The organism is Brevundimonas sp. NPDC046655, assembly GCF_044901625.1.
In the GTDB taxonomy this organism is placed as follows: Bacteria; Pseudomonadota; Alphaproteobacteria; order Caulobacterales; family Caulobacteraceae; genus Brevundimonas.
On the sequence record NZ_JBJDPV010000004.1, the window covers coordinates 62,707 to 87,339 of the forward strand.

Annotated in this window: 24 protein-coding genes; 14 read left to right on the forward strand and 10 right to left on the reverse strand. The window is 68.4% G+C overall.

What is annotated here, in order from left to right; genetic code table 11:
- Nucleotides 1-2: 2 nt before the first annotated feature.
- The 3 genes from ACI2KI_RS12010 to ACI2KI_RS12020 are packed head-to-tail and all read right to left on the reverse strand — an operon-like array spanning nt 3 to nt 2,724.
- Nucleotides 3-419: a (deoxy)nucleoside triphosphate pyrophosphohydrolase gene (locus tag ACI2KI_RS12010; RefSeq protein WP_312065256.1), complete on the reverse strand. Its 417-nt coding sequence runs from the start codon at nt 417-419 to the stop codon at nt 3-5.
- On the reverse strand, nt 416-1,789 hold the full coding sequence (argJ, locus tag ACI2KI_RS12015; protein WP_404620372.1) for a bifunctional glutamate N-acetyltransferase/amino-acid acetyltransferase ArgJ: 1,374 nt from the start codon (nt 1,787-1,789) through the stop codon (nt 416-418). The genes ACI2KI_RS12010 and argJ overlap by 4 nt, the downstream gene beginning before the upstream one ends.
- Complete coding sequence (locus ACI2KI_RS12020; RefSeq protein ID WP_404620374.1) at nt 1,786-2,724, reverse strand: peptidyl-prolyl cis-trans isomerase; 939 nt, start codon at nt 2,722-2,724, stop codon at nt 1,786-1,788. Before ACI2KI_RS12020 ends, argJ begins: the two co-directional genes overlap by 4 nt.
- Before the next feature lie 260 nt (nt 2,725-2,984).
- On the opposite strand from ACI2KI_RS12020, the gene secA reads away from it, so the two are divergent.
- Together secA and ACI2KI_RS12030 are read left to right on the forward strand one after the other, a co-directional pair.
- Nucleotides 2,985-5,837 (forward strand): preprotein translocase subunit SecA, encoded by a 2,853-nt coding sequence (gene secA / locus ACI2KI_RS12025; RefSeq protein ID WP_404620376.1) that lies wholly within the window; start codon nt 2,985-2,987, stop codon nt 5,835-5,837.
- A 143-nt stretch (nt 5,838-5,980) separates the two neighbouring features.
- The gene (locus ACI2KI_RS12030) at nt 5,981-7,144 is read left to right on the forward strand and encodes an aminotransferase class V-fold PLP-dependent enzyme (RefSeq protein ID WP_404620378.1); all 1,164 of its coding nucleotides are present in this window, start codon (nt 5,981-5,983) and stop codon (nt 7,142-7,144) included.
- Nucleotides 7,145-7,148: 4 nt separating this feature from the next.
- Here ACI2KI_RS12030 and ACI2KI_RS12035 read toward each other — a convergent pair whose 3' ends face one another.
- The 3 genes from ACI2KI_RS12035 to ACI2KI_RS12045 are packed head-to-tail and all read right to left on the reverse strand — an operon-like array spanning nt 7,149 to nt 9,092.
- Nucleotides 7,149-7,646, reverse strand: a complete 498-nt coding sequence (locus ACI2KI_RS12035; RefSeq protein WP_404620380.1) for a hypothetical protein — start codon at nt 7,644-7,646, stop codon at nt 7,149-7,151.
- Between the two features lie 55 nt (nt 7,647-7,701).
- Nucleotides 7,702-8,592, reverse strand: coding sequence for an alpha/beta fold hydrolase (locus ACI2KI_RS12040; RefSeq protein ID WP_404620857.1), 891 nt, complete (start codon nt 8,590-8,592; stop codon nt 7,702-7,704).
- A gap of 5 nt (nt 8,593-8,597) precedes the next feature.
- The gene (locus ACI2KI_RS12045; RefSeq protein WP_292085119.1) at nt 8,598-9,092 is read right to left on the reverse strand and encodes a Fur family transcriptional regulator; all 495 of its coding nucleotides are present in this window, start codon (nt 9,090-9,092) and stop codon (nt 8,598-8,600) included.
- Nucleotides 9,093-9,251: 159 nt separating this feature from the next.
- On the opposite strand from ACI2KI_RS12045, the gene ACI2KI_RS12050 reads away from it, so the two are divergent.
- Complete coding sequence (locus ACI2KI_RS12050; protein WP_404620382.1) at nt 9,252-10,043, forward strand: SapC family protein; 792 nt, start codon at nt 9,252-9,254, stop codon at nt 10,041-10,043.
- A 135-nt stretch (nt 10,044-10,178) separates the two neighbouring features.
- Here ACI2KI_RS12050 and ACI2KI_RS12055 read toward each other — a convergent pair whose 3' ends face one another.
- Nucleotides 10,179-10,586 carry an acyl dehydratase gene (locus tag ACI2KI_RS12055; RefSeq protein ID WP_312065330.1) on the reverse strand — a complete coding sequence of 136 codons (408 nt, stop codon included), beginning with the start codon at nt 10,584-10,586 and terminating at the stop codon, nt 10,179-10,181.
- A 14-nt stretch (nt 10,587-10,600) separates the two neighbouring features.
- Nucleotides 10,601-11,623 carry an NADP-dependent oxidoreductase gene (locus ACI2KI_RS12060; RefSeq protein ID WP_404620384.1) on the reverse strand — a complete coding sequence of 341 codons (1,023 nt, stop codon included), beginning with the start codon at nt 11,621-11,623 and terminating at the stop codon, nt 10,601-10,603.
- Nucleotides 11,624-11,957: 334 nt separating this feature from the next.
- On the opposite strand from ACI2KI_RS12060, the gene ACI2KI_RS12065 reads away from it, so the two are divergent.
- Entirely contained in the window at nt 11,958-12,212 is a 255-nt protein-coding gene (locus ACI2KI_RS12065) for a hypothetical protein (RefSeq protein WP_292085114.1), read from the forward strand.
- Nucleotides 12,213-12,275: 63 nt separating this feature from the next.
- On the opposite strand, the gene ACI2KI_RS12070 is transcribed toward ACI2KI_RS12065, so the two are convergent.
- Nucleotides 12,276-13,073, reverse strand: a complete 798-nt coding sequence (locus tag ACI2KI_RS12070) for a response regulator (RefSeq protein ID WP_404620387.1) — start codon at nt 13,071-13,073, stop codon at nt 12,276-12,278.
- 196 nt (nt 13,074-13,269) lie between these two features.
- Here ACI2KI_RS12070 and ACI2KI_RS12075 point away from each other — a divergent pair, with 196 nt between their 5' ends.
- The 5 genes from ACI2KI_RS12075 to ald all read left to right on the forward strand — a co-directional run bounded on the left by ACI2KI_RS12075 (nt 13,270) and on the right by ald (nt 17,547).
- On the forward strand, nt 13,270-13,476 hold the full coding sequence (locus ACI2KI_RS12075; protein ID WP_292085110.1) for a NepR family anti-sigma factor: 207 nt from the start codon (nt 13,270-13,272) through the stop codon (nt 13,474-13,476).
- Complete coding sequence (locus ACI2KI_RS12080) at nt 13,473-14,081, forward strand: sigma-70 family RNA polymerase sigma factor (RefSeq protein WP_292085109.1); 609 nt, start codon at nt 13,473-13,475, stop codon at nt 14,079-14,081. Before ACI2KI_RS12075 ends, ACI2KI_RS12080 begins: the two co-directional genes overlap by 4 nt.
- A 6-nt stretch (nt 14,082-14,087) precedes the next feature.
- Nucleotides 14,088-15,809, forward strand: a complete 1,722-nt coding sequence (locus ACI2KI_RS12085; protein ID WP_404620389.1) for a sensor histidine kinase — start codon at nt 14,088-14,090, stop codon at nt 15,807-15,809.
- Nucleotides 15,810-15,900: 91 nt separating this feature from the next.
- Nucleotides 15,901-16,038, forward strand: coding sequence for an entericidin A/B family lipoprotein (locus ACI2KI_RS12090; RefSeq protein ID WP_105564547.1), 138 nt, complete (start codon nt 15,901-15,903; stop codon nt 16,036-16,038).
- A gap of 390 nt (nt 16,039-16,428) precedes the next feature.
- The gene (ald, locus tag ACI2KI_RS12095) at nt 16,429-17,547 is read left to right on the forward strand and encodes an alanine dehydrogenase (protein ID WP_404620392.1); all 1,119 of its coding nucleotides are present in this window, start codon (nt 16,429-16,431) and stop codon (nt 17,545-17,547) included.
- Here ald and ACI2KI_RS12100 read toward each other — a convergent pair.
- Nucleotides 17,544-18,287, reverse strand: coding sequence for a hypothetical protein (locus ACI2KI_RS12100; RefSeq protein WP_404620394.1), 744 nt, complete (start codon nt 18,285-18,287; stop codon nt 17,544-17,546). The genes ald and ACI2KI_RS12100 overlap by 4 nt on opposite strands.
- 96 nt (nt 18,288-18,383) lie before the next feature.
- Here ACI2KI_RS12100 and obgE point away from each other — a divergent pair, with 96 nt between their 5' ends.
- From obgE to ACI2KI_RS12125, 5 genes are all read left to right on the forward strand, one after another.
- Nucleotides 18,384-19,439: a GTPase ObgE gene (gene obgE / locus ACI2KI_RS12105; RefSeq protein WP_404620396.1), complete on the forward strand. Its 1,056-nt coding sequence runs from the start codon at nt 18,384-18,386 to the stop codon at nt 19,437-19,439.
- Between the two features lie 182 nt (nt 19,440-19,621).
- A complete protein-coding gene (polA, locus tag ACI2KI_RS12110) occupies nt 19,622-22,525 on the forward strand; it encodes a DNA polymerase I (RefSeq protein WP_404620398.1) in 2,904 nt (967 codons plus the stop codon).
- 20 nt (nt 22,526-22,545) lie between these two features.
- A complete protein-coding gene (locus tag ACI2KI_RS12115; protein WP_404620400.1) occupies nt 22,546-22,854 on the forward strand; it encodes a GNAT family N-acetyltransferase in 309 nt (102 codons plus the stop codon).
- Between the two features lie 50 nt (nt 22,855-22,904).
- A complete protein-coding gene (locus ACI2KI_RS12120; protein WP_404620402.1) occupies nt 22,905-24,125 on the forward strand; it encodes an NAD(P)/FAD-dependent oxidoreductase in 1,221 nt (406 codons plus the stop codon).
- A 143-nt stretch (nt 24,126-24,268) separates the two neighbouring features.
- Nucleotides 24,269-24,628: a zf-TFIIB domain-containing protein gene (locus ACI2KI_RS12125; protein WP_404620404.1), complete on the forward strand. Its 360-nt coding sequence runs from the start codon at nt 24,269-24,271 to the stop codon at nt 24,626-24,628.
- The last annotated feature ends 5 nt before the right edge of the window (nt 24,629-24,633 follow it).

A 24,633-nucleotide genomic window follows, 5' to 3' on the forward strand; every position in this document is an offset into this window, starting at 1 on the left:
GATCAGAGCAGATCGCGCAACCAGGCGACCAGGGGTTCGTCGGCCGGCGGCATGGGATAGTCCGACAGCTTGTTCGGCTTCACCCAGGCCAGACCCGCGTGTTCACGAGCGGTGACGACGCCGGACCACCGCCGGCACAGGTACAGTGGCATCAAGAGGTGAAAGGAATCGTAAGCGTGACTGGTAAACACGAAGGGGGCCAGGCAGGCCTCGTTCACGTCGATGTCCAGCTCTTCCTTCAGCTCACGGATCAGGGCCGCTTCGGGCCGCTCGCCCGGCTCGACCTTGCCGCCGGGAAATTCCCACAGCCCGGCCAATTGCTTGCCCTCGGGCCGCTTGGCGATCAGCACGCGGCCGTCGGGGTCGATCAGGGCGACGGCGACGACGAGAACGGTGGGGACGGCGGCGGCTTCGCTCACGAGCGATAGTCCCCGTTGATCTCGATGTAGCGCTTGGTCAAATCACAGGTCCAGACTGTGGCCGAGGCCCGTCCCGAGGCGACGTTCACGGTGATGTCGATCTCGGCGTTCTTCATATAGGCGCTCATTTTCGCCTCGTCGTAGTCGGGAGCCGGCGCGCCGTCGACGGCGGCGACATGGGGACCGAAGTTGATGGCCAGGCGGTCACGGTCCACGGCTTCTTCCGTCTTGCCGACGGCCATGACGATGCGGCCCCAGTTGGCGTCCTCGCCGGCGATGGCGGTCTTGACCAGGGGGCTGTCGGCGATCGACTTGGCCAGCTTGCGGGCCGAGGCGGGGCTGGCGGCGCCGTCCACGGTGACGCGGACGAACTTGGTCGCGCCCTCGCCGTCCTTGACCAGCTGGTGGGCCAGATCGAGCATGACCTGGTCCAGGGCGGCGGAGAAGTCCTTGAGGCGGCGGTCGCCGACCCGGCCGATGCGCGGCGCGCCCGAGGCGCCGGTGGCGAACAGAAGGGCCGTGTCGTTGGTCGAGGTGTCGCCGTCCACCGTCACGCTGTTGAAGGTGGTGCGGACATGCAGGTTCAGCAGGGCCTTCAGCACCGGCGGGGCGATGTCGGCGTCGGTGACGATGAAGGCCAGCATGGTCGCCATGTCGGGCGCGATCATGCCCGAGCCCTTGGCGATGCCAGCGATCTTCACCTTGACGCCCTCGATCTCGCACTCCGCAAAGGAGCCCTTGGGGAAGGTGTCCGTCGTCATGATGCCCAGACCCGCCTGGGCCCAGGCGTCGGCCTTCAGGCTCGCCTCGATGTCGGGCAGGCGGGCGGAGATCTTGGTATCGTCCAGCACCACGCCGATCACCCCGGTCGAGGCCAGCATGACGTCGCGCTGACGGCAGCCGAAGCGCTTGGCGACTTCCGATGCGGTGCGACGGGCCGCGTCGGCCCCGGCCTTGCCGGTGAAGGCGTTGGCGCAGCCGGCGTTGACCACCAGGGCCTTGATCCCCTCGCCGCCCTTTTCGGCGTCCAGCTGGCGCTTGCACCAGTCGACCGGCGCCGAACCCACCTTGTGGCGGGTGAAGACCCCGGCGCAGGACGCGCCCTCGGGGAAGTGGAAGACCACCAGGTCGTCGCGCTCGTGCTTGTAGAAGCCGGCGCGGGCGGTGGCGATCTCGACCCCGCCGATCGGCGGAATGGTCGGGAAGGGCACGGCCAGGGGCGAGATCATCAGGCCGGGCTTGCCGGGCGCCGCGGCCTTGGCCGGCTGGGTGGCGCGCTTGAGGGCCGAGGCCAGCGGATCCAGGGCCTTTTCGATGGCGGATTCGATCATCTGGCCGGTCGAGCCGGATTTCGCGGGCGGACGGTTCATGAGGCGACGGTTCCGGCGGGAGGAGCGGAGGAAGCAGCGGGCGAGGGCTCGATAGCCGGTTGCGCCGCCGGCTTGGCGGGATTGAGGAAGACCTCGACGGCGGCCTTGCCGCGCAGCTGCTCCAGCAACTGGCGCACGCCCTCATAGGTCAGGTAGCGGACGATCAGGGGGCGGGCCTGATCCAGGCTCGGCGGCGTCTCCAGACGACGATCCTCGATGCGCAGGACGGCCCAGCCGCCCTCGCCCTGAACCGGACCGACCACGGCGCCGGGGGCCTGACCGCGCAGGGCGGCGGCGTAGGCGTCGGGCAGGACGTCCAGCGTCGAATAGCCCAGGTCGCCGCCAGAATAGCGGGTGGCGTCATCGACCGAGCGCTGGGCGGCGACGGCCTCGAAGGCGGCGCCCTGCCCCAGGACGCCGACCACGGCGTCGGCCTGTTCCTTGGTGTGCGACAGGATCAGACGGACGCGGACCTCCTCGGTCGTCTGGGCGCGGCGCTGCTGCTCCTGATAGAGCCGCTCGACCGCCTGATCGGACACGGCTCCGCTGACGACGGATTCCACCAGCATGTCGCCGAGGATGCGTTCGTGCACGGCCTCCAGCCGACGCTGGGCGGCCGGGCTCTTGTCCAGGCCGCGACGGCGCGCCTCGGCGGCCAGCAGCTTCTGGTCGACCACCTCGTCCAGCACGCGGCGGAACAGCTCGGACTTGACGTCAAGCGGCTCGCCTTCGCCGATCAGCCCCTGGGCCACCGCCTCGCGGCGCACGTCCGAAGCCCAGACCGAACGGTCCAGCACCCGCGCCACCACCAGATCATTCTTCTCCGGCGGCGTTTCCGCATCGCCGCGCCCGCAGGCGGCCGTCAGGGTCAGGGCCAGCAGGGCCGACGCCAGCACGGGCCGCAAGGATCTGGACAGGGGGCGCGAAAGACGCATCTGGCGCTCCGTGCGGGGCGAAAAACAGGGACGGGACGGCCCGTCGCGGAAAGCCGTTGAAAGCCCCTCGCGTTGACAGGGGTTAGGGCGGTGCTTAAGTCCCGGCTGCGCCCAAGTCGAGGGGTTTTCGATCGTCTGCGCGGCCCCTGCGCACGCCTCGTATTTCGAGGGTCGTTGGGACCGAGGTCGATCTGGGCCTTTGATCACGGCGCTTCCTGTTTTCAGAGCCTCAGCCGCTCGACCGCCTTACCGGATCGCCCATGCTCGGCTTCGCCAAGAAAATCCTCGGCTCCTCCAATGACCGCAAGGTCAAGGCCTTCATGGGCCAGGTCCAGAAGATCAACGCCCTGGAATCCAAGTTCGAGGCCTTCTCGGACGACGAACTGCGCATGATGACGCAGACCTTCAAGGACCGGATCGAGGCCGGAGAAAGCCTGGAGAAGCTCCAGAACGAAGCCTTCGCCGTGGTGCGCGAGGCGTCCAAGCGGGTCATGGGCCAGCGTCAGTACGACGTGCAGATGGCCGGCGGCATGATCCTGCATGAAGGCGGCATCGCCGAGATGCGGACCGGCGAAGGCAAGACCCTGGTGGCCGTGGCCCCAGTCTATCTGAACGCCCTGGCGGGCAAGGGCGTCCACGTCATCACCGTCAACGACTATCTGGCGCGCCGCGACGCCGAGACCATGGGCAAGGTCTATCGCTTCCTCGGCCTGGAGGTCGGCGTCATCGTCAACGGTCTGAGCCAGGGCCAGCGTCAGGCGGCCTACAACGCCGACATCACCTACGGCACCAACAACGAATTCGGCTTCGACTATCTGCGCGACAACCTGGTCTATGACCGCCGCGAGATGGTGCAGCGCGGCCACCACTTCGCCATCGTCGACGAGGTCGACTCCATCCTGATCGACGAGGCGCGCACGCCGCTGATCATCTCGGGCCCGACCGAGGACCGTTCGGACCTCTACAAGATCGTCGACGGCATCGTGAAGGAACTGATCCTCGACAAAGCCACCTATGACCTCGACGAGAAGCAGCGCCAGGCCCTGCTGACCGAGCTGGGCTCGGAACGCATCGAAGAGATGCTGGAAGCCGGCGGCCATTTCGCCGAGGACACCACGGACCTCTATGACCCGGGCAACGTCAGCCTGGTCCACCACGTCAACCAGGCCCTGCGCGCCAACACCCTGTACACGCGCGACAAGGACTACATCATCAAGGGCGGCGAGATCGTCCTGATCGACGAATACACCGGCCGCATGATGACGGGCCGTCGCCTGTCCGAAGGTCTTCACCAGGCCATCGAGGCCAAGGAAGACGTCAAGATCATGCCCGAGAACCAGACCCTGGCCTCGGTGACGATCCAGAACTATTTCCGCCTCTACGAAAAGCTGTCCGGCATGACCGGTACGGCCGCGACCGAGGCCCAGGAATTCCTCGACATCTACAAGATGGACGTCCTGGAAGTGCCGACCAACCGTCCGATCCAGCGCAAGGATTATGACGACGAGGTCTATCGCACCTTCAAGGAAAAGAACGCGGCCATCGCCGCCCAGATCGCCGACTGCCATGTGCGCGGCCAGCCGATCCTGGTCGGCACCGTCTCGATCGAGAACTCGGAAGAACTGTCCAAGGTCCTCGACGCCTATGAATACAAGGTCGAGACCGGCCGCACCCTCAAGGCCGAATACGTCGGCCGCGAGAAGGACGCTCAGAAAGCCGGCGACGAGGCCTATGACATCACCTACGTCACCGGCCGGGGCATTCCGCACAACGTCCTGAACGCGCGCCAGCACGAGCAGGAAGCCTATATCGTCGCTGACGCCGGCCTGCCGGGCGCGGTGACCATCGCCACCAACATGGCCGGCCGCGGCACCGACATCCAGCTGGGCGGCAACCTGGAGATGCGCCTGCAGCGTTGGACCCAGGAACAGCGCAACATGGCCGTCGAGGTCACGCCCGAGATGCTGGCGATCGTGGAGGCCGAGTACAGGTCCGAGATCGCGGTCAACCGCGAGAAGGCCCTGGCCGCCGGCGGCCTGTTCGTCCTCGGCACCGAGCGCCACGAAAGCCGCCGCATCGACAACCAGCTGCGCGGCCGCACCGGCCGTCAGGGCGACCCCGGCACCTCGAAATTCTACCTGTCGTGCGAAGACGACCTGCTGCGCATCTTCGCCGGCGACCGTCTGGACTCGATCATGCGCAGCTTCGGCGTGGCCGAGGGCGAGGCCATCAGCCACCCCTGGCTGAACCGCGCGGTCGAAACCGCCCAGAAGCGCGTCGAAGCCCGCAACTACGACATGCGCAAGAACGTGCTGAAGTACGACGACGTCGTGAACGACCAGCGCAAGGCCGTGTTCGAACAGCGTCAGGAGTTCATGGACTCCCAGGACCTGTCGGAACTGGTCACCGACTTCCGCCTCGACGTCGTCTCCGACCTGGTCGAACGCTACATGCCGCCCAAGGCCTATGCCGAACAGTGGGACATGGACGGCCTGGACGAGAAGGTCCGCTCAACCCTGGGTCTGGAGCTGCCGCTCAAGGACTGGGCCGCCGAGGAAGGCGTCTCGAACGAAGAGATCGAGGAGCGCATCAACGCCGCCGCCGACGCCCGCGCGGCCGAGCGTCTGGAAATGATCGGCGCCGACCAGACCCGTGGTCTGGAAAAGCAGTTCATGCTGCAGATGATCGACATGCAGTGGCGCGAGCACCTGGTCCATCTGGACCACCTGCGCGGCGTCATCGGCCTGCGCGGCTACGGTCAGCGCGACCCGCTGAACGAATACAAGACCGAAGCCTTCAACCTGTTCGAGACGCTGCTGCACGACCTGCGCCACAACGTCACCCGCTGGCTGATGACGGTCGAGTTCCGCTTCGAGGCCCCGCCGGCGATGGAGATGCCCGAGTTCCAGGAAATCCACCTGAACCCCGGCACCGGCGAAAACGAAATGGCCAATCCGATGGCCCAGAATCCCGAAGGCATGCTGACCGGCGACGACCGCTCCAAGCTGCCCGTCGAGGCCCTGCCCGTGGGCTGGGAGCGCACCAGCCGCAACGCCGACTGCCCCTGCGGCTCGGGCCGCAAGTTCAAGCACTGCCACGGTAGTTTGATCTAGAATCATGAGGCGGGTTCGCGAAAGCGGCCCGCCTTTTTCTTTGGCCCTGCCCCACCGCCGTCATCCCGGGTTCCGCTACGCGGCCCCGGGATGACGGAGGAACGACAGGTGACGCCGCCCCCTCCGCCCGCTAGCTTCGCCCAATGAGCTACAAGCCCCTCTTCTCGCGCGCCCTGGGTCTGGATCCCGAGCGGCTGCATTTCGCCGCCCACAGCCATCACCTGTGGCCCGACGCCAGTTTCGACGCCCAGGTCCAGGCCTGGGCCGAGGCCAACCGCTTCGCCGACCGCAAGTGGGAGCTGGTCTTCGGCGAGGTCATCCCCGAGGCGCAGCAGCACGTGGCGAAGGAGCTGAACCTGCCCTCGCCCGACAGCCTGATCTTCACCTCCAACACCCATGACCTGCTGATCCGTCTGGTCTCGGGGGTCGAGAAGAAGCCGGTGCGCATCCTGTCGACCGACGGCGAGTTCCACTCCTTCCGCCGCCAGTCCGAGCGCTGGGAAGAGGCCGGCGAGGCCGTGGTCACGCGCGTGCCGCTGCAGCCCTTCAATACCTTCGCCGAGCGCTTCGTCGCCGCGGCGCGGGCGGGCGGGCATGATTTGATCCTGGTCAGCCAGGTCTTCTTCCGCACCGGGCAGGTGTTCGACGGCATCAATGCGTTGGCCGAACTGGCCGATCCGGCCGGGCCGTGGGTGGTGGTCGACGGCTATCACGGCTTCATGGCGACCCCGACCGACCTGTCGGCTGTGGCGGACAAGGTCTTCTATCTGGCGGGCGGCTATAAATACGCCATGGCGGGCGAAGGGGCCTGCTTCCTGCATTCCCCGCCCGGCTTCTGCCCGCATCCGGTCATCACCGGCTGGTTCGCCGAATTCGGCCATCTGGAAGGCCCGCCCGGCGGGGTCCAGTACCGCACCGACGGCGGCCGCTTCTGGGGCGCCACCTTCGACGTCAGCGCCCTCTATCGCCTCAACGCCGTGCGCCGGATGCTGGACGAGCAGGACCTGACCACCGCCGAGATCGCCGCCCATGCGCGCGGCCTGCAGGCCCGCTTCCAGGCGGCGGTGCAGAGCGGCGAGGCCGGCCCCCTGTCGCAGGCCGAGATTCTCAACCCGGTCGAAGGCGACGCCCCCCGCGCCCGCTTCCTGGCCCTGCGTGCGGACGAGGCCGCCCGCTGGAAGGCCGACCTGCAGTCCATGAACGTGGTCACCGACGTGCGCGACGACGTGATCCGCTTCGGCTTCAGCCTCTATCAGTCCGAAGAGGACGTGGAGCGGCTGATCCACGCCTGCGCCCGCCTGACCTGAGGCGTCAGAAGAAGAGGCTGTCGTCCTGGCGCTGGGCCTCCGGCGGGCGTCGGGGCGTGGCCGGACGCGGCGCGGGACGAGGGTTAGCCGCGCGCGGCGCCGCCGAAACGGGCGCGGCTGGTGCGGCGGGCGCAGCGGGTTGCCCTGTCTGGGCCTCGTCGTCGAAGATCGACCGCCAGATCGACGTCGCAGCCCGGCGCGGCGGTTCAGCCGGCGCCGTTGCGGGCGGGGGCAGGGGCGCCGGCCCTACGACGGGATAGGGCGTAGGCGAGGCCGTTGCCTCGGCGGCCGTCTCGCCCCGGACGGCGACCGGCGGCGCGGAAGCGGCCCCCGATGCCGACGCCGGCACAGGCACTGGCGCCGACGACGCCTCGCGGAGCTTCTGATCGGCCGCGTTCCACAGGATGGCCACGCCCAGCGCCAGCAGCACCAAGCCGATGGCCGCGCCGATGGCCGAGCCCAGCAGGATACGATTCAGATCATTGGCGGCGGGCGAACTCATGACCCGTCTAGGCCTAACATCGAACCGGGGACCACGACACCCCGGCGATCATGGTTCAGACGGCCGCGTCGAGCAGGGCGTCGCGCACCACGTCGGGATGGGTCATGGGGAAGAGGTGGCCGCCGCCCGCGACGGCCTCGACCTGCCGCGACGAGGCGGGGACGGAACTCGTCGGCAGGGCGCACAGGCTGCCGCTCTCGGCCTTCAGGATTCGCACGGCGCCGGGATACCGCCGCAGCGCCCGCCAGGGATTGTGCGCCTGGGCGACGTAGTTGGAAGCCTCCCAGGCCGGGCTGCAGGTCAACTCGAAGCCTTGATCGGTCTCGGTCAGTCCGTCGACCAGGTAGTCGGCCAGCATCATGTCGGACCAGCCCTTGAAGGCCCCTCGTCCGCGATAGGCCTTCAGCGCCTGCTCGCGGCTGTCGAACAGAGCCCGGCGCTTCAGCGTGCCCTGGACGATGGGAAAACGCTGCGCCAGCCGCCTGACCAGGGGCAGGCTCATCGCCAGCACCATCTCGCGGCGCCAGATCACGGGATCGAGCAGCAACAGCCGCGAGACCCGCCCGGGCCGTTCCGCCGCCGCCAGCAGGCCGCTGGTGCCGCCGATGGAGTGACCGGCCAGGGCCACGGGCGGCCCCTCGACGGCGTCCAGCAGCGCGATCAGGTCGTCGCGATGATCCTTCCAACTGCGCCGCCCCTCGGGCCGCGCCGGCAGTCGGGTCTGCCCATGCCCCCGCAGATCAGGTGCCCAGATGCGCAGGGCTCCGGACAGGGGCTGCAGCAAGGAGCGATAGGCGTAGGCGTTGAAACCGTTGGCGTGGGCGAAGATCAGATCGACGGGCCGGGCCGGATCGCCGAAGTCCAGCACCGCCATCTCGCCGCCGCCCCAGCGGTTGTCGATCGGAACGCTCAGGCGCCGCGGCGCCGAAAGGGCCAGGGCGTCCATCGGCGTCAGGCCGCCACGCGGCAGGCCGGGCACCGGCCATGCCCCTCGATGGTGGTCCGCTCGATAGCGTAACCGGCCGAGGCGGCGGCCTCGGCGAAGGCCTCGCCGCCGGCCACGGCCACCTCTTCGGTCGCCCCGCAGCAATCGCAGATCAGGAAGGCGGCGGCGTGGGCGCGCGCGTCGTCCGCCGCCGAGGCGCAGGCCACATAGGCGCTGATGGAGGCGATGCGATGCACCACCCCGCGACGTTCCAGAAACTCCAGGGCGCGATAGACGGTCGGCGGCTTGGCGGCCTGGCCGTCGGCGCCGTAGCGGGCGATCAGGTCATAGGCCTTGACCGGCTCGCCCGCCGCCAGCAGCAGCTCCAGCACCCGACGGCGCGGCGCGGTCATGCGTTCGCCCTCGGCCGCGCACTGGCCCTCGACGGCCGCCAGGGTCCGTTCGACCTCGGCCGGGCCGGGTCGGCTGTCGGAATGTTCGTGATCGCAAGCGGCGCCCATGCCCCACAGCTAAGGGGTCGCGAGCCGCGCCGCAACCGGCGCCGACGCCGCACGGCCCGGACCTTGCCGCTTCACGTTCGGCGAACACCCACGTTTGCGGCGCGCCCGGCCATGGGCTAGAAGGCTCGACCTTTCTGTTCAGAGCCGATCCGACCCATCATGACCGACACCACGTCCCAAGCGTCCGGCGCCCTGTCCGGCAACGTCCTGTTCTACACGCAGCCGGAGCCGATCTCGTTCGAAGCTCACGGCAAGCTGGGCGTGACGCCGGCCGACAAGCCCTACGCCTTCGTCGCCGAGACCAATATCGTGCCGCTGACCGTGACCGAGTTCGCGCCGGCCGCCCTGTCCTACCCGATCATCTTCGTCGGCGACCAGAAACAGCCGGTCGTGGCCATGGGCCTGCGCCAGGGCGAGAACCTGTTCGTCGACAACGGCGAGTTCCGCTCCGACGCCTATATCCCGGCCTATGTGCGCCGCTACCCCTTCGTCTTCGCCAACGACGACACCCAGAACCGCATGATCCTGTGCATCGACCGCGCCGCGCCCTTCCTCGGCGAAGCCGGCGAGGTCGCGCTGTTCGAGAACAACCAGCCCAGCGCCTACGTCAACAATGCGATGGAGTTCTGCAACAACTTCGAGCAGGAGCGCCTGCGCACGGAGTCCTTCGTCAAGCTGCTGACCGATCTGGACCTGTTCGAGACCCGCGAAGCCAACTTCACGCCGCGCAACGCCGACGGCTCGGCCGGTCCCGTCCAGAAGCTGGCCGAGTACTACGCCGTCTCGGAAGACAAGCTGAAAGCCCTGCCGGTCGAGAAGCTGGCTGAACTGCGCGACAACGGCGCCCTGGGCCAGATCTACGCCCATCTGGTGTCGCTGCTGGGCTGGGAGCGCCTGATCGCCATGGCCTTCGCCCGCGCCGCCGCCGTGCCGACCGCGGCCAACGCGTAATTCTTAGGGGCCTACCGCGCTATCGCGCTGCTTGAGGCCTTCTTTAGAGGCCTATCGCGCATTCGCGCTGCTTGAGGCCGCTAGAACGTTGAAAATGAAACGCCCCGTCGGGTAACCGGCGGGGCGTTTTTCTGTCTAGCGCCGGGCGATCAGGGCGCGGGTCAGACAGGAGAAGACCAACCTTCCGGCCTCGTCCAGCAGGTCCTGCTGGGCGACAACGATGCCCTTCTCGTCTCCTACGGGGTCCTTGCCCATGACGGTCAGCCGCCCGCGCAACAGCTCGCCTGCGGGCGGATTACGCATGAAGCGCAGGCCGTCGACCGCCAGGGTCTTGGCCCCGGCCCAATGCCCCGCCTTGTCCGCCGACAGCCGGCTCCACAGGGCGTAGATCATGGCGTCGGGCGCGCCATAGGCCACGTCCCAGCCTGGCGCGAACCGCTCGGCAAAGACGTCCAGCGCCGCCGCGTCCACCGCGCAGGCGCCCAGGGGGATGACCTGGCCGACCTCAAGGTCCTCGAAATGGACGTGCAGCGGTTCGGTCATCCCGTCAGGCCTCCTCAGGCGGCGGGCTCTTCCGACACCCGTACCAGCAGCTTGCCGTCATGGTCGCCGGTGAACAAGCGGTTCAGCGAGGTCACCGCCCATTCCAGGCCGTCATCGACGTGGACCTTCCACTTGATCTTGCCGTCGGCCAGCCAGGGCCCCATCTCGGCCACCATCTCCCTAGCCCGGTGGGCGTAGTCCAGAACCAGGAAGCCCTGGACGTTGAGGCGATGGGTGATGATCCGGCTGAAGTTCGGCGACGGCGGCATCCGCGTGGCGTTGTAGGACGAGATCAGGCCGCAGACGGCCATGCGCGCATGAACGTTCAACCGGTTCCACACCGCGATCATGATGTCGCCGCCGACGTTCTCGAAATTGAGGTCGATGCCGTTCGGGGCCAGCCGGTCCAGGGCCTCGCCGACGTCTTCGTTCTTGTAGTCGACGGCGGCGTCGAAGCCGAGCTCCTCGGTCAGCCAGCGGCACTTGTCCGGGCCGCCGGCGATGCCGATGACGCGCGCGCCGCGCTGCTTGGCGACCTGCCCGGCGATGGAGCCGACCGCGCCCGCCGCCGCCGAGATCACCAGGGTTTCGCCCGCCTTGGCCTTTAGGACGTCGGTCACGCCGAAGTATGCGGTCAGGCCGGTCATCCCCAGCACCGACAGACTGGCCGTCAGCGGCATGCCCGGCGCGCGGTGCACTGGACGCAGGCCCTGTTCATGCACCACGGCGTAATCGGCCCAGCCGCCCGACAGCGGGGTGACGATGTCGCCCTCATTGAACCGTTCGGACTTCGACTGCTCGACAACGCCCAGGGTCAGCCCGCGCATGACCTCGCCCAGACCGATCGGCGGCAGATAGCCCTGGCTGTCGTTCATCCAGGTGCGGTTGGTCGGGTCCAGCGACAGATAGATGGTGCGGACCAGGACCTCGGCGTCCTTCAGGTCCGGCACCGGGGTCTCGATCAGTTCCAGGTCGCCGTCCTGGATCAGCCCCTGAGGCCGTTGGCGAAGAACCCACTGACGGTTGCGAGGGGCCATGGCTGTCTCCGATGCGTTTTCTTTGAGAACTCATTAGGCGTGGATGCGCCGCCCCTGTCGAGGCCTTTCAAAGAAAAAGCGAACCGTTTCAGGTTCGCTTTGAGGTGGCATCATCGAGAATGAGGGCGGAAACGACGGACCGGCGAACCGGTCAGGTCGGGGGCTTTGTCGCCTCCGCATGCCGATAACGGCGGCGTCCGACGCCGGTTCCCTCCGACAGGCAAATCAGCCGCTCGCCGCGGCGCGCCGGTCGCTGATCGGAACGACGACGCCCTGCTCCGCGTTGCTAGGCCGTTAGGGAGGACCAGCCGAGAGGCCCGTACCGGAGAGCGCGATGACCCATCAGGATCCCCACTCCCATTCCGCCGACGCCGTCGAGCACCATGTGCCGATCGAAGCCCAGTACGTCCGGCAGGGTCGAGGCGGACGGCGCATTCTGTGGCTGCTGATCGTGTCGGGCGGGGCGGCGGCCGTCCTGCTACTGGGCATGTGGCTGCTCAGCAATAGCGGCTTCCAGACCGTCAATCCCGATGCGGGCGGCACGCGCGAGGACGTCGCCGCCTTCGATGCGCCGGCTCCGGCAGCCTGAACCCGGCAAGAGAAAGGCCCCGACGGCGAACCGACGGGGCCGATCAATCACGCTATCAGAAAATCAGGCGGCCTGTTTCTGACGCGACGGATGGAAGAACAGGGCCTGGCTGATCGCCGCCTTCACCGTTTCCGGCTGGAAGGGCTTGGTGATCAGGAAGGTGGGCTCCGGCCGCTCGCCGGTCAGCAGCCGTTCCGGGAAGGCCGTGATGAAGATGACCGGGACGTCAAAGCGCTTGAGGATGTCCTTGACCGCATCAATCCCCGACGAGCCGTCGGCCAGCTGGATGTCGGCCAGGACCAGACCCGGACGATGACGGCTCACGGCGTCGACGGCCTCGTCATGGGTCGTGGCGGTGCCGGTGACGCGATGGCCCAGCTCCCGGACCAGGCTCTCGATGTCGGCCGAGATGATGGCCTCGTCCTCGATGATCAGGACGTCGGTGGCCAGTTCGGCGTCGATGTCGCTCTGGGCCTCGGCGATCAGACGCTCGACCGTCCGCGGATCGACGCTAAGGATCTGCGCCGCCTCAGACGGCGTGAAGCCTTCCAGCGCCGTCAGAAGGAAGGCCTGACGCGAGCGCGGGGCGATCCGCATCAGGCGCCGGGTGGCGTCGTCGCCGCCGCCTTCCAGACCGCTGCCGTCCTCCAGCTGGGCGCCCGTGGACGACCAGATGGCGTGGAAGACATGATAGAGCGCCACTCTCGGCGTCATGTCCGTCGGCAACTGACGCTCGCCGGCCGCCAGGGCCTCGAGCGCGACGCGGACATAGTTGTCGCCCGTAAGCTGATCCCCGGTCAACGCCCGCGCATAGCGACGGACATAGGGCAGATGCGGCGCAAGCCTGGCCAATAGACTCATACAAATTCCCCGACAGTCGGCGTCCTCGATCTGAAGACGCGCCAGTCTGTCAGAACGTGATCGAGGCGCAACGGTTCCACGCCCGGTCGCCAAGCTTGAGCATTAAAACGCAGCGGCCTAGGAACTCTTGGCGGGAAGCGGCGTTTTCGGCTTCCATGAACCCTCTCTACCAGGCTTGGGCGGCGGCCGGAAATCCATGATCAACCCTAAGGAAACCACCCAGCGTCCTGACGCATCGACGTCCAGAGACAGCGGGTTGGAAGAAGTGCGTCTGCGCCAGCAAGCCATCGGGGTGAAGCTGCGCCACATGTTCGACCAGGTGGTGAACGAGCCAGTTCCCGACGAATTCCTGGACATCCTGCGCCGCGCCGACGAGCGCTCGTCGACCAAGGAGGGCCGATGAGCATCTCCAGCGCCCCTCCGAAGCCGCCTTCTGCCGACGACGCCGGCTTCAAGAAGGAGCTGGTGACGCTGATTCCTCATCTGCGCGCCTTCGCCCGCACCCTGACCGGCGACCCGACGTCCGCCGACGACCTGGCCCAGGAAGCCATGATGAAGGCCTGGGACGCCCGGGCCAGCTATCAGATGGGCACCAATATGAAGGCCTGGACCTTCATGATCCTGCGCAACCAGTTCTATTCGGAAAAGCGCCGCTCCTGGCGTCAGACCCAGCTGGATCAGGAAGCCGCCGAGCGGACCCTGGTGGCGGTCGACGATCCGGAGGCGCCGGTCGCTCTGGATGAACTGCGTCAGGCCCTCAAGACCCTGCCCGAGGAACAGCGTGAAGCTCTGATCCTGGTCGGCGCGGGGGGCTTCGCCTACGAGGAGGCCGCCGAGATCTGCCAGTGCGCGGTCGGCACGGTCAAAAGCCGTGTGTCGCGGGCCCGCAAGGCTCTGCAGGCGACGCTGGAACGCGGCGGGTACGGGCGCGACGGCCAGGCCGCAGGCGACGCCATGCGCTCCATTCTGGCCGACGCCGACAGGCTGAGCGGCGCCAGGCAGGACTGACGGCGCATGGTGCGGTTCGGCCGCGCATGGGGATTGCGGCTGACTCGCCCCAGCGTCCACGGAATCCGTTTCCGCATGGGCCTGGCCATGGCCGTCGCCCTGCTGCCCATCCTGCTGCTCAGCGCCGCCCAGACCCAGGCCGAGTTTCGACGTCAGGCCGAGGACCGCCGGCATGACCTGCAACTGGCCGCCGAGCGCAGCGCGACCGACGCCAAGGCCCGGATCGACAGCACCGTCGTCCTGCTGCAGGCCCTGGCTCCCGAAGCGACCGGCCTTTATTGCGAGCCGCGCCTGACGGCCCTGGTGTCGCGACTGGACGGGCTTTCGGCCCTGCAGCGCTACAGTCAGACCGGCGAGCCGGTCTGCGCCTCGCGCGCGGACAAGGCCTCCCCCGCCCCGCCGTCCGAAGTCCGCAGCCAGGAATGGTATCAGCGGCTCAAGAACGGCGAGGACGTGGTCATGGTCCGCGCGCCCGACGCTCCCGGCTCGCTGATCGTCGCCGTGCGCTCGGAACGCCCGCTCGGCGCCTTTCAGGGCGCGGTCGCAGCGGTGATCCCGCTCACTGCGTTGCAGCCTGACATCCACGACCCCGCCCTGCCCGCCGGCGCCCAATCCGCCCTGACCGACGCCGACGGGCGGATCCTGGTCTCCACCGATCCCGCCGCCTTCGCCATCAACGGCACGACCGCGACCTGGGTGCGCGAAGCCCGACAGGAGCAAGCCGCCCTGTTCGAGGCGCGCGACGCCCGCGGTCGCAAGCACGTCTATGCGGGCACCGCCCTGGCCGGACGCGACCTCTACGTCCTCCTGTCAGCCCCGGCGTCAGGCCTGCTGTCATGGGCCCGGCTGAACCCGATCGGCTCCTTCCTGCTGCCCCTGGCCGCCTGGCTGGTCGCCTTCCTGGCGGTCATGCTGCTGTCCGAGCGCATCGTCATCCGCTGGCTGGTCTATCTGGAACGGGTGGCCGCCATCTATGCGCGCGGCCGCTTCTCGGTGCGTCCGGTCCAGGCCGAACACGCGCCCGCCGAAATCCGCACCCTGGCCAGGACCCTGGGCTCGCTGGGCGACAGCATCACCACCCGCGACAAGGCTTTGCTCGACTCGCTGGACGAGAAGGACGCGCTCATGCGCGAGATCCATCACCGGGTGAAGAACAACCTGCAGATCATCTCCTCGCTGCTGTCGATGCAGCAGAGAGCGGTGGCCGACCCTGCGGCGCGCTCGGCCCTGGGCGACACGCGCCAACGGATCACCGCCCTGGCCCTGATCTACCGGACCCTCTACCAGAGCGAGGACATTCGCGAGGCGGATTCCCGCGTCTTCCTGACGGAACTGGTCGGACAACTGATCGCCGGCGAAGCCATGCGCGGCCCCCTCGTCACCACTTCGGTCGACGCCGACGCCATCATCATCGACCCGGATCGGCTGGCTCCGGTGGCCCTGTGGCTGGTCGAGGCCGTATCCAACGCCCAGAAGCACGCCTTCGCCGGACGCGGGGGCGATCTCAGCGTCCGCTTCAAGGTGACGGGCGAGACCAGCGTTCTGGAGGTGCAGGACGACGGCCCCGGCCTGACCGAAGGCGACACGGCCGGCGTGGGCCGCACCCTGATGAGCGCCTTCGCCAAACAGTTGCGCGGCCAGGCCGAAATGATCGAGGCGCCCGGCGGCGGCTCCGTCGCCCGATTGACCTTCCCCACGCCCGTGGCCGCCGCACCCGGCGCACACTAGCGACAGCTTGACAGGAACCCGGCCCGCGCCCTCGCGTTGGTGTTGCGAGGGGCGGTCATTGGACCCCCTGCCCATTTCACAGGAGCCGACCATGCGCAAACTGTTCGTACTCGCCGCCGCCGCCGCCCTTCTGACCACCGCCGCCTGCAACACCATCGCGGGCGTCGGCAAGGACACCCAGGCCGCGGGCTCGGCCGTCGAGGGCGCCGCCCGCGACGCCAAGAACTAGTCCCGACTTCAGAACCGATCGTCCCCGTCGCCTGACCAGGCGGCGGGGATTTTTCATGTCCGCCTGCTTTCAGGCGAGGGTCGGGCTCCATGCCGCCCATCCGTCGTCAGCAACAGACGACGAGCGGCTCGAACGACGGCGCAGGCCGACCCTTCGCGCACGCGCCGCGGGGCGTCGCCAGACGCCTGTCGCCACGCTCGCAACGCCTGCGCGGACGAAACGCGTGACGCGGGCTTTGAACAGGGGCCAGCGCGCCTGCCCGGCGAGGTGGGCGGCGCGCGATCCGGGCGCAAGGCCGAATTCCGGCGTTACGGCCTAGCCGTTCCCCAAGGTCAGGTTTAGCCTTCGCCTCGCCCCGCGCGATGGGGCGCGAACTCAGGGACGGAACCCATGCGCGTCGGCGTGCCCCGCGAGATCAAGACCAATGAACATCGGGTCGGCCTGACCCCGACCGCTGTGCGCGAGTATGTCGCCCACGGCCATGAGGTCCGCATCGAGACCGGCGCCGGGCTGGGCGCGGGGTTCACCGACGCCGACTACAAGAAGGCGGGCGCGACCATCGTCGCCGACGCCGAAACCGTCTTCAACGACAGCGACATGATCGTGAAGGTCAAGGAGCCGCAACCCGTCGAATGGGCGAGGCTGCGCGAGGACCATATCCTCTTCACCTACCTGCATCTGGCGCCCGATCCCGAGCAGACCAAGGGCCTGCTGGCCTCGAAATGCGCCGCCATCGCCTATGAGACGGTGACCGACAAAAACGGCGGTCTGCCCCTGCTGGCGCCTATGTCCGAGGTGGCCGGGCGCATCGCCGTCTTCTCCGCCGCCGAGACCTTGCTGAAGCACAACGGCGGCATGGGCCTGCTGTTCTGCGGCGTGCCGGGCGTGGCGCCGGCGCGGGTCCTGGTGCTGGGCGGCGGAGTCGTCGGGCTGAACGCCGCGCGCATGGCCATGGGCCTGGGCGCCGAGGTGGTGGTGCTGGAACGCTCCATCCCCCGGATGCGCGAGATCGACGAACTGACCGGCGGTCGGGTCATCACCCGCTATTCCTCAATCGGCGCCATCGAGGAGGAACTGGTCAAGGCCGACGTGGTGATCGGGGCCGTCCTGGTCCCCGGCGCCGAGGCCCCCACCCTGGTCCGCCGCAACCAGCTGAAGTCGATGAAGCCGGGCAGCGTCCTGATCGACGTGGCCATCGATCAGGGGGGCTGTTTCGAGACCTCGAAGCCGACCACCCACGAAGACCCGACCTATGTCGTCGACGGCGTGGTCCACTATTGCGTCGCCAACATGCCGGGGGCCGCGCCCCGCACCAGTTCCGAAGCCCTGACCAACGCCACCCTGCCCTTCGGCCTGGCCCTGGCGGACAGGGGACTGGAGGCGCTGAAGCAGGATCCGCATCTGGCGCGCGGCCTGAATGCGCTGAACGGCGAAATCACCTATCCCGCCGTGGCCGAGGCCCTGGACCTGCCGTGGAGCGACCCCTTCGGCGTCTGGGCGCGCGGCTAGACCGTCAGGGCGACCCCGACGTCGGGCATGGCCCGTAGAGCCGCCTGGACCTCGCGGTCCATGCCCACCACGGCCCGCTCGGCCTCGTCGCCCTCCGGCGTGTCCTTGGCCCTCTGCGCCATGGCCTTTATCCAGGCGGCCAGGCGTTTGACCTCGTCCATGGTGTCGCGGTCGGCCTGACGTTCGCCGCTGCGGCGCGCCTGTTCGTTCATCCGGGCCTGGGACGCGTCAATGGCCTGCTGATAGGGGTTGGACGCCCTGGCGGCCTCGGCCTCCTCGACCGGCGTCTCGGCGGGCGACGCCTCCGCCGAAACCTCCCCGGCCCCCGCCTCCGGCGCGGCTTCCGCTCCGCCCGTCCCGGATGCGCCTGTCGCCGGTGCGCCGCTCGCCGCGCCGAGACCGGCGGTCGAGCCTCCGGCAGCAGCATAGGCCTTGACCGCCGCGCCCAGTTCCCGCGCCAGGGCCGCCGCCATGCGGGCCGCGCCCTTGGGATCGCCGATCATGGCCATCTGCAGCATCTGCAGCCGCGCCTTGATCTCCTCGATCTTCTTCTTGGCCGCCGCCTTCTTCTCTTCGGAAGCGTTGCTGGTGCGCTGCTTCAGGCTCTCGACCGCCGCGCGGGCGTCGCTCAGTTTTGCATCGGCCAGGGCCTGCCGACGCTCCTCGCGCGCAGCGATGGCCTCGGATCGCGCCTCCGGCTTGGCCGTCTGGAGCGCAGGAAACAGGGAGCCGATGTTCATGGCCGGGCAGGGTCGTCCGCGTCGCCTAACGGCGAGTAAACGCCGCCGAACCGCGTGACCCTCGCCCTTTGGCTCGAGTTTTGGCATAAGCCCGCGATGAAGTTCCTCGACCAGGCCAAGATCTACATTCGCTCGGGCGCGGGCGGCGCCGGCGCCGTCTCGTTCCGACGCGAGAAATTCATTCCCAACGGCGGGCCTGACGGCGGCGACGGCGGCAAGGGCGGCGACGTCTGGATCGAGGCGGTGGAAGGGCTGAACACCCTGATCGACTATCGCTACCAGCAGCATTTCAAGGCCCAGACCGGCCACCACGGCCAGGGCCGCCAGATGCACGGCGGCAAGGGCGACGACGTGGTCCTGCGCGTGCCGGTCGGCACCCAGGTGCTGGACGAGGACAAGGAAACCGTCCTGGTCGACATGGACAAGGCGGGCCAGAAGGTGAAGCTGCTCTCGGGCGGCAACGGCGGCTGGGGCAACACCCGCTTCAAGGGACCGACCAACCAGGCCCCAGCCTACGCCAACCCCGGCCAGGAGTTCCAGGAGCGCTGGGTCTGGCTGCGACTGAAGCTGATCGCCGACATCGGTCTGGCGGGCCTGCCCAACGCCGGCAAGTCGACCTTCCTGGCGGCGGTCTCGGCGGCCAAGCCCAAGGTGGCCGACTATCCCTTCACCACCCTGACGCCCAATCTGGGCGTGGTCGACCTCAGCCCCTCGGAACGCTTCGTCATCGCCGACATCCCCGGTCTGATCGAAGGCGCGCACGAGGGCGCGGGTCTGGGCACCCGCTTCCTGGGGCACGTCGAGCGTTCGGCCAGCCTGATCCACCTGATCGACGGCACGCAGGAAGACGTGGCCGAGGCCTATCGCATCATTCGCGGCGAGCTGGACGCCTATGGCGAAGGCCTGGCCGACAAGGTCGAACTGCTGGCTTTGAACAAGATCGACGCCCTGTCGCCCGAGGAACGCGAAGAGAAGATCGAGGCGCTGAAGACCGCGTCGGGCAAGACGCCCTACCTGGTGTCGGGCGTGTCCGGCGAAGGCGTGACCGAACTGCTGCGCGCCGCCTGGGCCGAGGTCCGTCAGACCCGCGGCGAGATCGCCGTCGAGGGTGACGACATCGTCCCCGAGACGCCGGGCGGCTGGCAGCCGTAGAGCGCCGCCCTGCTCTCCTCCCCATTTCATGGGGAGGTGGCGCGGACGCACAGCGTCCGTGACGGAGGGGCCGCTTGGTTCGCCGCCGCCCCTCCACCGCTACGCGGTCCCCCTCCCCACACAGTGGGGAGGAAAATGGAAGCGCAGATGACGCGACCGTCGCCGCCCCCTATGTTCGCGCCATGACCGACGCGCCCATCGAATCCGCCGCCCGCCCCCTGAGCCAGGACGGACCGCCGCCCCGGCTGTGGCTGATCGACGCCTCGGCCTATATCTTCCGCGCCTATCACGCCCTGCCGCCGTTGACGCGCAAGTCGGACGGCCTGCCCGTCGGCGCGGTCCAGGGCTACTGCAACATGTTGTGGAAGCTCATCCGCGACATGAAGGGCGAGGACGGCCCGACCCATCTGGTCGCCGTCTTCGACCACTCGGAAAAGACCTTCCGCAACACCCTCTACGATCAGTACAAGGCCCACCGCCCGCCGGCGCCCGAGGACCTGGTGCCGCAGTTTCCGCTGGTCCGCGAGGCGACCGCCGCCTTCGGCGTGCACGGCGTCGAACTGCCCGGCTATGAGGCGGACGACCTGATCGCCACCTATGCCTGCAAGGTCCGCGACATGGGCGGCGAGGCCGTCATCGTCTCGTCCGACAAGGACCTGATGCAGCTGATCGGGAACGGCGTCGTCATGTACGACCCGATGAAGGACCGCCGCCTTGAAGAAGAGGCTGTGTTCGAGAAGTTCGGCGTCACGCCCGACAAGGTGGTCGAGGTTCAGGCCCTGATCGGCGACAGCGTCGACAATGTCCCCGGCGCCCCCGGCATCGGCCCCAAGACGGCGGCCCAGCTGATCCACGAATACGGCGACCTCGACACGCTTCTGGCCCGCGCGGGCGAGATCAAGCAACCCAAGCGCCGCGAGACCCTGATCGCCTTCGCCGACCAGATCCGTCTGTCGCGCGAGCTGGTCAAGCTGACCTGCGACGCCCCCGCGCCCGAGCCGGTCGACGACTTCCTGATCCGCGATCCCGACCCGGCGGTGCTGTCGGAGTTTCTGGAGCGGATGGAGTTCCGCTCGCTGCTGCGCCGCGTGGGCGACGGCAAGGCCCCGGCCAAGGAAGGCTCGGCCTTCGCCCGCCAGCCCTCGGCTCCGGTCGCCACGCCGCGCTACGGCCAGACCGAGCTCGCGACGCCCGACGCCGTCCACGACTTCGACCGCGACAAGTATGAGTGCGTGCAGACCCTGGACGATCTGGACCGCTGGATCGCCCGCGCCCGCGCCGCCGGGGTCATCGGCTTCGACACCGAGACCGACGCCCTGTCGGCCACCCACGCCGGTCTGTGCGGCGTCTCCATCGCGGTCGGGCCGAACGAGGCCTGCTACATCCCCCTGACCCACGACCATGAGCCGACGGGAGACGGCGGGCTGGACTTCGGCCTCGACCTCGGCGGCGGCGCCCCGCGCGAGCCGCTGACGCAGATCCACAAGCCGACCGCCCTGGAGCGCCTCAAGACCCTGCTGGAAGATCCGGCGGTGCTGAAGGTCGGTCAGAACATCAAGTACGACCTCGCCGTCATGGCGCGGCGCGGCATCCGCGTGGCCCCGATCGAGGACACCATGCTGATCAGCTACGTCCTCGAAGGCGGGCTGCACGGCCACGGTATGGACGAGCTGGCGCGCCTGCACCTCGGCCACGAACCCATTCCGTTCAAGAGCGTGGCGGGCACGGGCAAAGCCCAGAAAAGCTTCAAGCACGTCGAGCTGAAGCCGGCGACCTGCTACGCCGCCGAGGACGCGGACGTCACCCTGCGCCTCTACAAGCTGCTGAAGCCCCGCCTGGCGACCGAGCGCCTGACCACCGTCTATGAGACGCTGGAACGCGGCATGCCCGCCGTTCTGGCCGACATGGAGCTGAACGGGGTGCGGGTCGATCCCGACCGTCTGCGCTCCCTGTCCTCGACCTTCGGCCAGCGCATGGCCGAGCTGGAAGAGCAGGCGCACAAGCTGGCGGGCCGCCCCTTCAACGTCGGCAGCCCGCGCCAGATCGGCGAGATTCTGTTCGGCGAGATGAACCTGCCCGGCGGCAAGAAGACCGCGTCGGGCCAATGGGGCACCGAGGCCAGCGTGCTGGAAGAGCTGGCGCTGACGCATGACCTGCCACGCGCCATCCTCGACTGGCGCCAGCTGTCCAAGCTGAAGGGGACCTATACCGACGCCCTGGTCGCGGCCTCGGACCCGACGACGCACCGGGTGCATACCTCCTATCAGCTGGCGGCGGCGACGACGGGGCGTCTGGCCTCGTCTGATCCCAATCTGCAGAACATCCCGATCCGCACCGAGACCGGTCGCCTGATCCGTCAGGCCTTCATCGCCTCGCCCGGCCATGTGCTGATCAGCGCCGACTACAGCCAGATCGAGCTGCGCCTGCTGGCCCATATCGGCGACATCCCCGAACTGAAGCGGGCCTTCAAGGCCGGGCTCGACATTCACGCCGCCACCGCCTCGGAAATGTTCGGCGTGCCGGTCGAGGGCATGCCGTCCGAGACGCGCCGCCGCGCCAAGGCCATCAATTTCGGCATCGTCTACGGCATCTCGGCCTTCGGTCTGGCGGCCCAGCTGGGCATCGATCAGGGCGAGGCGGCGGCCTACATCAAGACCTATTTCGAGCGTTTCCCCGGCATCCGCGCCTACATGGATCGCACCAAGGCCTTCGTGAAGGAGCACGGCTTCGTCACCACCGTCTTCGGTCGCCGCATCCACATTCCGGCCATCCATTCCAAGTCGGGCGCCGAGCGTCAGTTCGGCGAGCGCGCCGCCATCAACGCCCCGATCCAGGGCGCCGCCGCCGACATCATCCGTCGCGCCATGATCCGCATGCCGGACGCCCTGCTGGATGCGGGGCTCAAGACCCGCATGCTGCTGCAGGTCCACGATGAACTGATCTTCGAGGCCCCCGAGGCCGAGGCCGAACGTGCCCTGGTCGTGGTCCGCAAGGTCATGGAAGGCGCCGCCGACCCCGCCGTGTCCCTGAGCGTGCCCCTGGTGGTCGAAGCCAAGGCCGCCGCCAACTGGGACGACGCCCACTAATCTCCCGAAAGGACCCCGGCATGAGCCTGGACCCCGAGATCCGCGACAACACCGAAGCCAAGCGTTACGAGCTGACCATCGACGGCCAGACGGCGGTGGTCATCTACAACCCCGTCGCGGGCGGGCTGCTGATCACCGAGACCATCGTGCCGATCCCGCTGGAAGGGCGCGGCATCGCCAGCCGCTTGGCCAGGCACGTTCTCGCCGACCTGAAGGAACGCGGCCTGGTCATCCTGCCGACCTGCCCCTTCTTCGCCGGCTACCTGAAGAAACATCCGGAATACGCCGGCCTGGTGCATTCGGGCTATCGGGCGGCGCTGGGCCTGTAAGAAAGACCTGCGAGGTCGCTTCATCGCCTCGCGCCTGCTAGGGCGAGGCGATGAAGTCTTCAGATCTCGACGTCCTGGTCGTCGGCGCCGGCGCGGCCGGCATGATGTGCGCCATCGAGGCGGGCAAGCGCGGCCGCCGGGTGCGGGTGATCGACCACGCCCGCGCACCCGGCGAAAAGATCCGCATCTCGGGCGGCGGGCGCTGCAACTTCACCAATACGAGAACCAGCGGGGCTGAGTTCCTGAGCGAGAACCCGCGCTTCGCCCTGTCGGCGCTGAAGCGGTTCACCCAGCACGACTTCCTCAAGATGGTCGAGCGCCACGGCATCGCCTGGCACGAGAAGACCCTGGGCCAGCTGTTCTGCGACGACAGCGCCAAGCAGATCATCCGTATGCTGACTGACGAGATGAAGGCGGCGGGCGCAGCCCTGTCGATGGGCCTCGGCGTCAAGGCGATCACCCGCGACGGCGAGCGCTTCACGGTCGATCTGGACGATGGGACGCGCGTCTCGGCGGCCTCGCTGGTGGTGGCGACCGGCGGCAAATCCATCCCCAAGATGGGCGCCACCGGCTGGGGCTATGAGGTCGCCCGCCAGTTCGGCCTGCGCGTGACGGAGACCCGCCCGGCCCTGGTTCCCCTGACCTTCGAGCCCGGCCTGCTGGAACAGCTGAAACCGCTGGCGGGCGTGGCCGTCGACGCCGTGGTCAAAGCCGTCCCGAACCCGGCCTCAAGCAGCCCGAAGGGCGATAGGCCCCAGTTCAAAGAAGCGATGTTGTTCACCCATCGGGGTCTGTCCGGGCCGTCGATCCTGCAGATCAGCTCCTACTGGCGCGAGGGCGAGGCGATCACCGTCGACATGGCCCCCGGCGAGGACGTCGCCGCGCGATTGCTGGCGGCCAAGACCGAGAACGGCAAGCAGGCGGTGCATACCGCGCTGGGCCACATCATCCCCCGCCGTCTGGCCGAGGTCGTCTGCGCCCGCGAGGGCCTGGCCGGCAAGCTGGCCGAGGTCGGGGGCAAGAAGCTGCGGGCCATGGCCGAGACGGTCAACGCCTGGACCGTCAAGCCGGTCGGGTCCGAGGGCTATCGCACCGCCGAGGTGACCCTGGGCGGGGTCGATACCGCCGCCCTGGACCAGCAGACCATGGAGGCGAAGTCCGTGCCCGGCCTCTTCTTCATCGGCGAGGTGGTGGATGTAACCGGCTGGCTGGGCGGCTACAACTTCCAATGGGCCTGGTCGTCGGGCTGGGCCGCCGGCCAGAGCTGCTGACCTCAGGCTGCTGACGCCTGCGGCGTCTGCGCACGTTGTCGCAGGCCCGGCGCGCCCCTAATTCTGTCCTCAGCGGGACGGGCCCCTCTGGCGGCGCTTCGGCGGCGTGATGTCGGACCGCATCATTCGATGACGAGGACCCCATGCCCCTGTTGATGTGCCCCAACGACAACGCCGCCATGCAGACCCTGGACCGCAACGGCGTCCAGTTCGACATGTGCCCGACCTGCCGGGGCGTCTGGCTGGATCGCGGCGAGCTGGAAAAGCTGATGGCCGTCGCGACCGAGGAAGGCCGCGCCGCCGCCCCGCAGGTCGCGCCCTCGCCGACCTATCAGCAGCCCGCGCCGCAACAACCCATGCAGCAACCCCTGCAGCAACCCTGGGGCGGCCAGCCTCAGGGTTATCGCGAGCCGCCCCGCTACAAGGATGATCGGCGGCGCGACGACGACTACCACTACCGCAAGAAGAAGAAGCGGATGGACATCTTCGACATCTTCGATTGACGCGG

What these genes read in the sequence shown, in the direction of transcription:
- ACI2KI_RS12115 (WP_404620400.1), top strand. Translation starts at nt 22,546, where the DNA reads ATGAGCCTGGACCCCGAGATCCGCGACAACACCGAAGCCAAGCGTTAC.
- ACI2KI_RS12090 (WP_105564547.1), top strand. Translation starts at nt 15,901, where the DNA reads ATGCGCAAACTGTTCGTACTCGCCGCCGCCGCCGCCCTTCTGACCACC.
- ACI2KI_RS12100 (WP_404620394.1), bottom strand. Translation starts at nt 18,287, where the DNA reads ATGAACATCGGCTCCCTGTTTCCTGCGCTCCAGACGGCCAAGCCGGAG.
- ACI2KI_RS12030 (WP_404620378.1), top strand. Translation starts at nt 5,981, where the DNA reads ATGAGCTACAAGCCCCTCTTCTCGCGCGCCCTGGGTCTGGATCCCGAG.
- ACI2KI_RS12075 (WP_292085110.1), top strand. Translation starts at nt 13,270, where the DNA reads ATGATCAACCCTAAGGAAACCACCCAGCGTCCTGACGCATCGACGTCC.
- ACI2KI_RS12050 (WP_404620382.1), top strand. Translation starts at nt 9,252, where the DNA reads ATGACCGACACCACGTCCCAAGCGTCCGGCGCCCTGTCCGGCAACGTC.
- ACI2KI_RS12055 (WP_312065330.1), bottom strand. Translation starts at nt 10,586, where the DNA reads ATGACCGAACCGCTGCACGTCCATTTCGAGGACCTTGAGGTCGGCCAG.
- ACI2KI_RS12070 (WP_404620387.1), bottom strand. Translation starts at nt 13,073, where the DNA reads ATGAGTCTATTGGCCAGGCTTGCGCCGCATCTGCCCTATGTCCGTCGC.
- ald (WP_404620392.1), top strand. Translation starts at nt 16,429, where the DNA reads ATGCGCGTCGGCGTGCCCCGCGAGATCAAGACCAATGAACATCGGGTC.
- ACI2KI_RS12035 (WP_404620380.1), bottom strand. Translation starts at nt 7,646, where the DNA reads ATGAGTTCGCCCGCCGCCAATGATCTGAATCGTATCCTGCTGGGCTCG.
- ACI2KI_RS12060 (WP_404620384.1), bottom strand. Translation starts at nt 11,623, where the DNA reads ATGGCCCCTCGCAACCGTCAGTGGGTTCTTCGCCAACGGCCTCAGGGG.
- secA (WP_404620376.1), top strand. Translation starts at nt 2,985, where the DNA reads ATGCTCGGCTTCGCCAAGAAAATCCTCGGCTCCTCCAATGACCGCAAG.
- ACI2KI_RS12040 (WP_404620857.1), bottom strand. Translation starts at nt 8,592, where the DNA reads ATGGACGCCCTGGCCCTTTCGGCGCCGCGGCGCCTGAGCGTTCCGATC.
- obgE (WP_404620396.1), top strand. Translation starts at nt 18,384, where the DNA reads ATGAAGTTCCTCGACCAGGCCAAGATCTACATTCGCTCGGGCGCGGGC.
- argJ (WP_404620372.1), bottom strand. Translation starts at nt 1,789, where the DNA reads ATGAACCGTCCGCCCGCGAAATCCGGCTCGACCGGCCAGATGATCGAA.
- ACI2KI_RS12125 (WP_404620404.1), top strand. Translation starts at nt 24,269, where the DNA reads ATGCCCCTGTTGATGTGCCCCAACGACAACGCCGCCATGCAGACCCTG.
- ACI2KI_RS12020 (WP_404620374.1), bottom strand. Translation starts at nt 2,724, where the DNA reads ATGCGTCTTTCGCGCCCCCTGTCCAGATCCTTGCGGCCCGTGCTGGCG.
- polA (WP_404620398.1), top strand. Translation starts at nt 19,622, where the DNA reads ATGACCGACGCGCCCATCGAATCCGCCGCCCGCCCCCTGAGCCAGGAC.
- ACI2KI_RS12080 (WP_292085109.1), top strand. Translation starts at nt 13,473, where the DNA reads ATGAGCATCTCCAGCGCCCCTCCGAAGCCGCCTTCTGCCGACGACGCC.
- ACI2KI_RS12045 (WP_292085119.1), bottom strand. Translation starts at nt 9,092, where the DNA reads ATGGGCGCCGCTTGCGATCACGAACATTCCGACAGCCGACCCGGCCCG.
- ACI2KI_RS12120 (WP_404620402.1), top strand. Translation starts at nt 22,905, where the DNA reads ATGAAGTCTTCAGATCTCGACGTCCTGGTCGTCGGCGCCGGCGCGGCC.
- ACI2KI_RS12065 (WP_292085114.1), top strand. Translation starts at nt 11,958, where the DNA reads ATGACCCATCAGGATCCCCACTCCCATTCCGCCGACGCCGTCGAGCAC.
- ACI2KI_RS12085 (WP_404620389.1), top strand. Translation starts at nt 14,088, where the DNA reads ATGGTGCGGTTCGGCCGCGCATGGGGATTGCGGCTGACTCGCCCCAGC.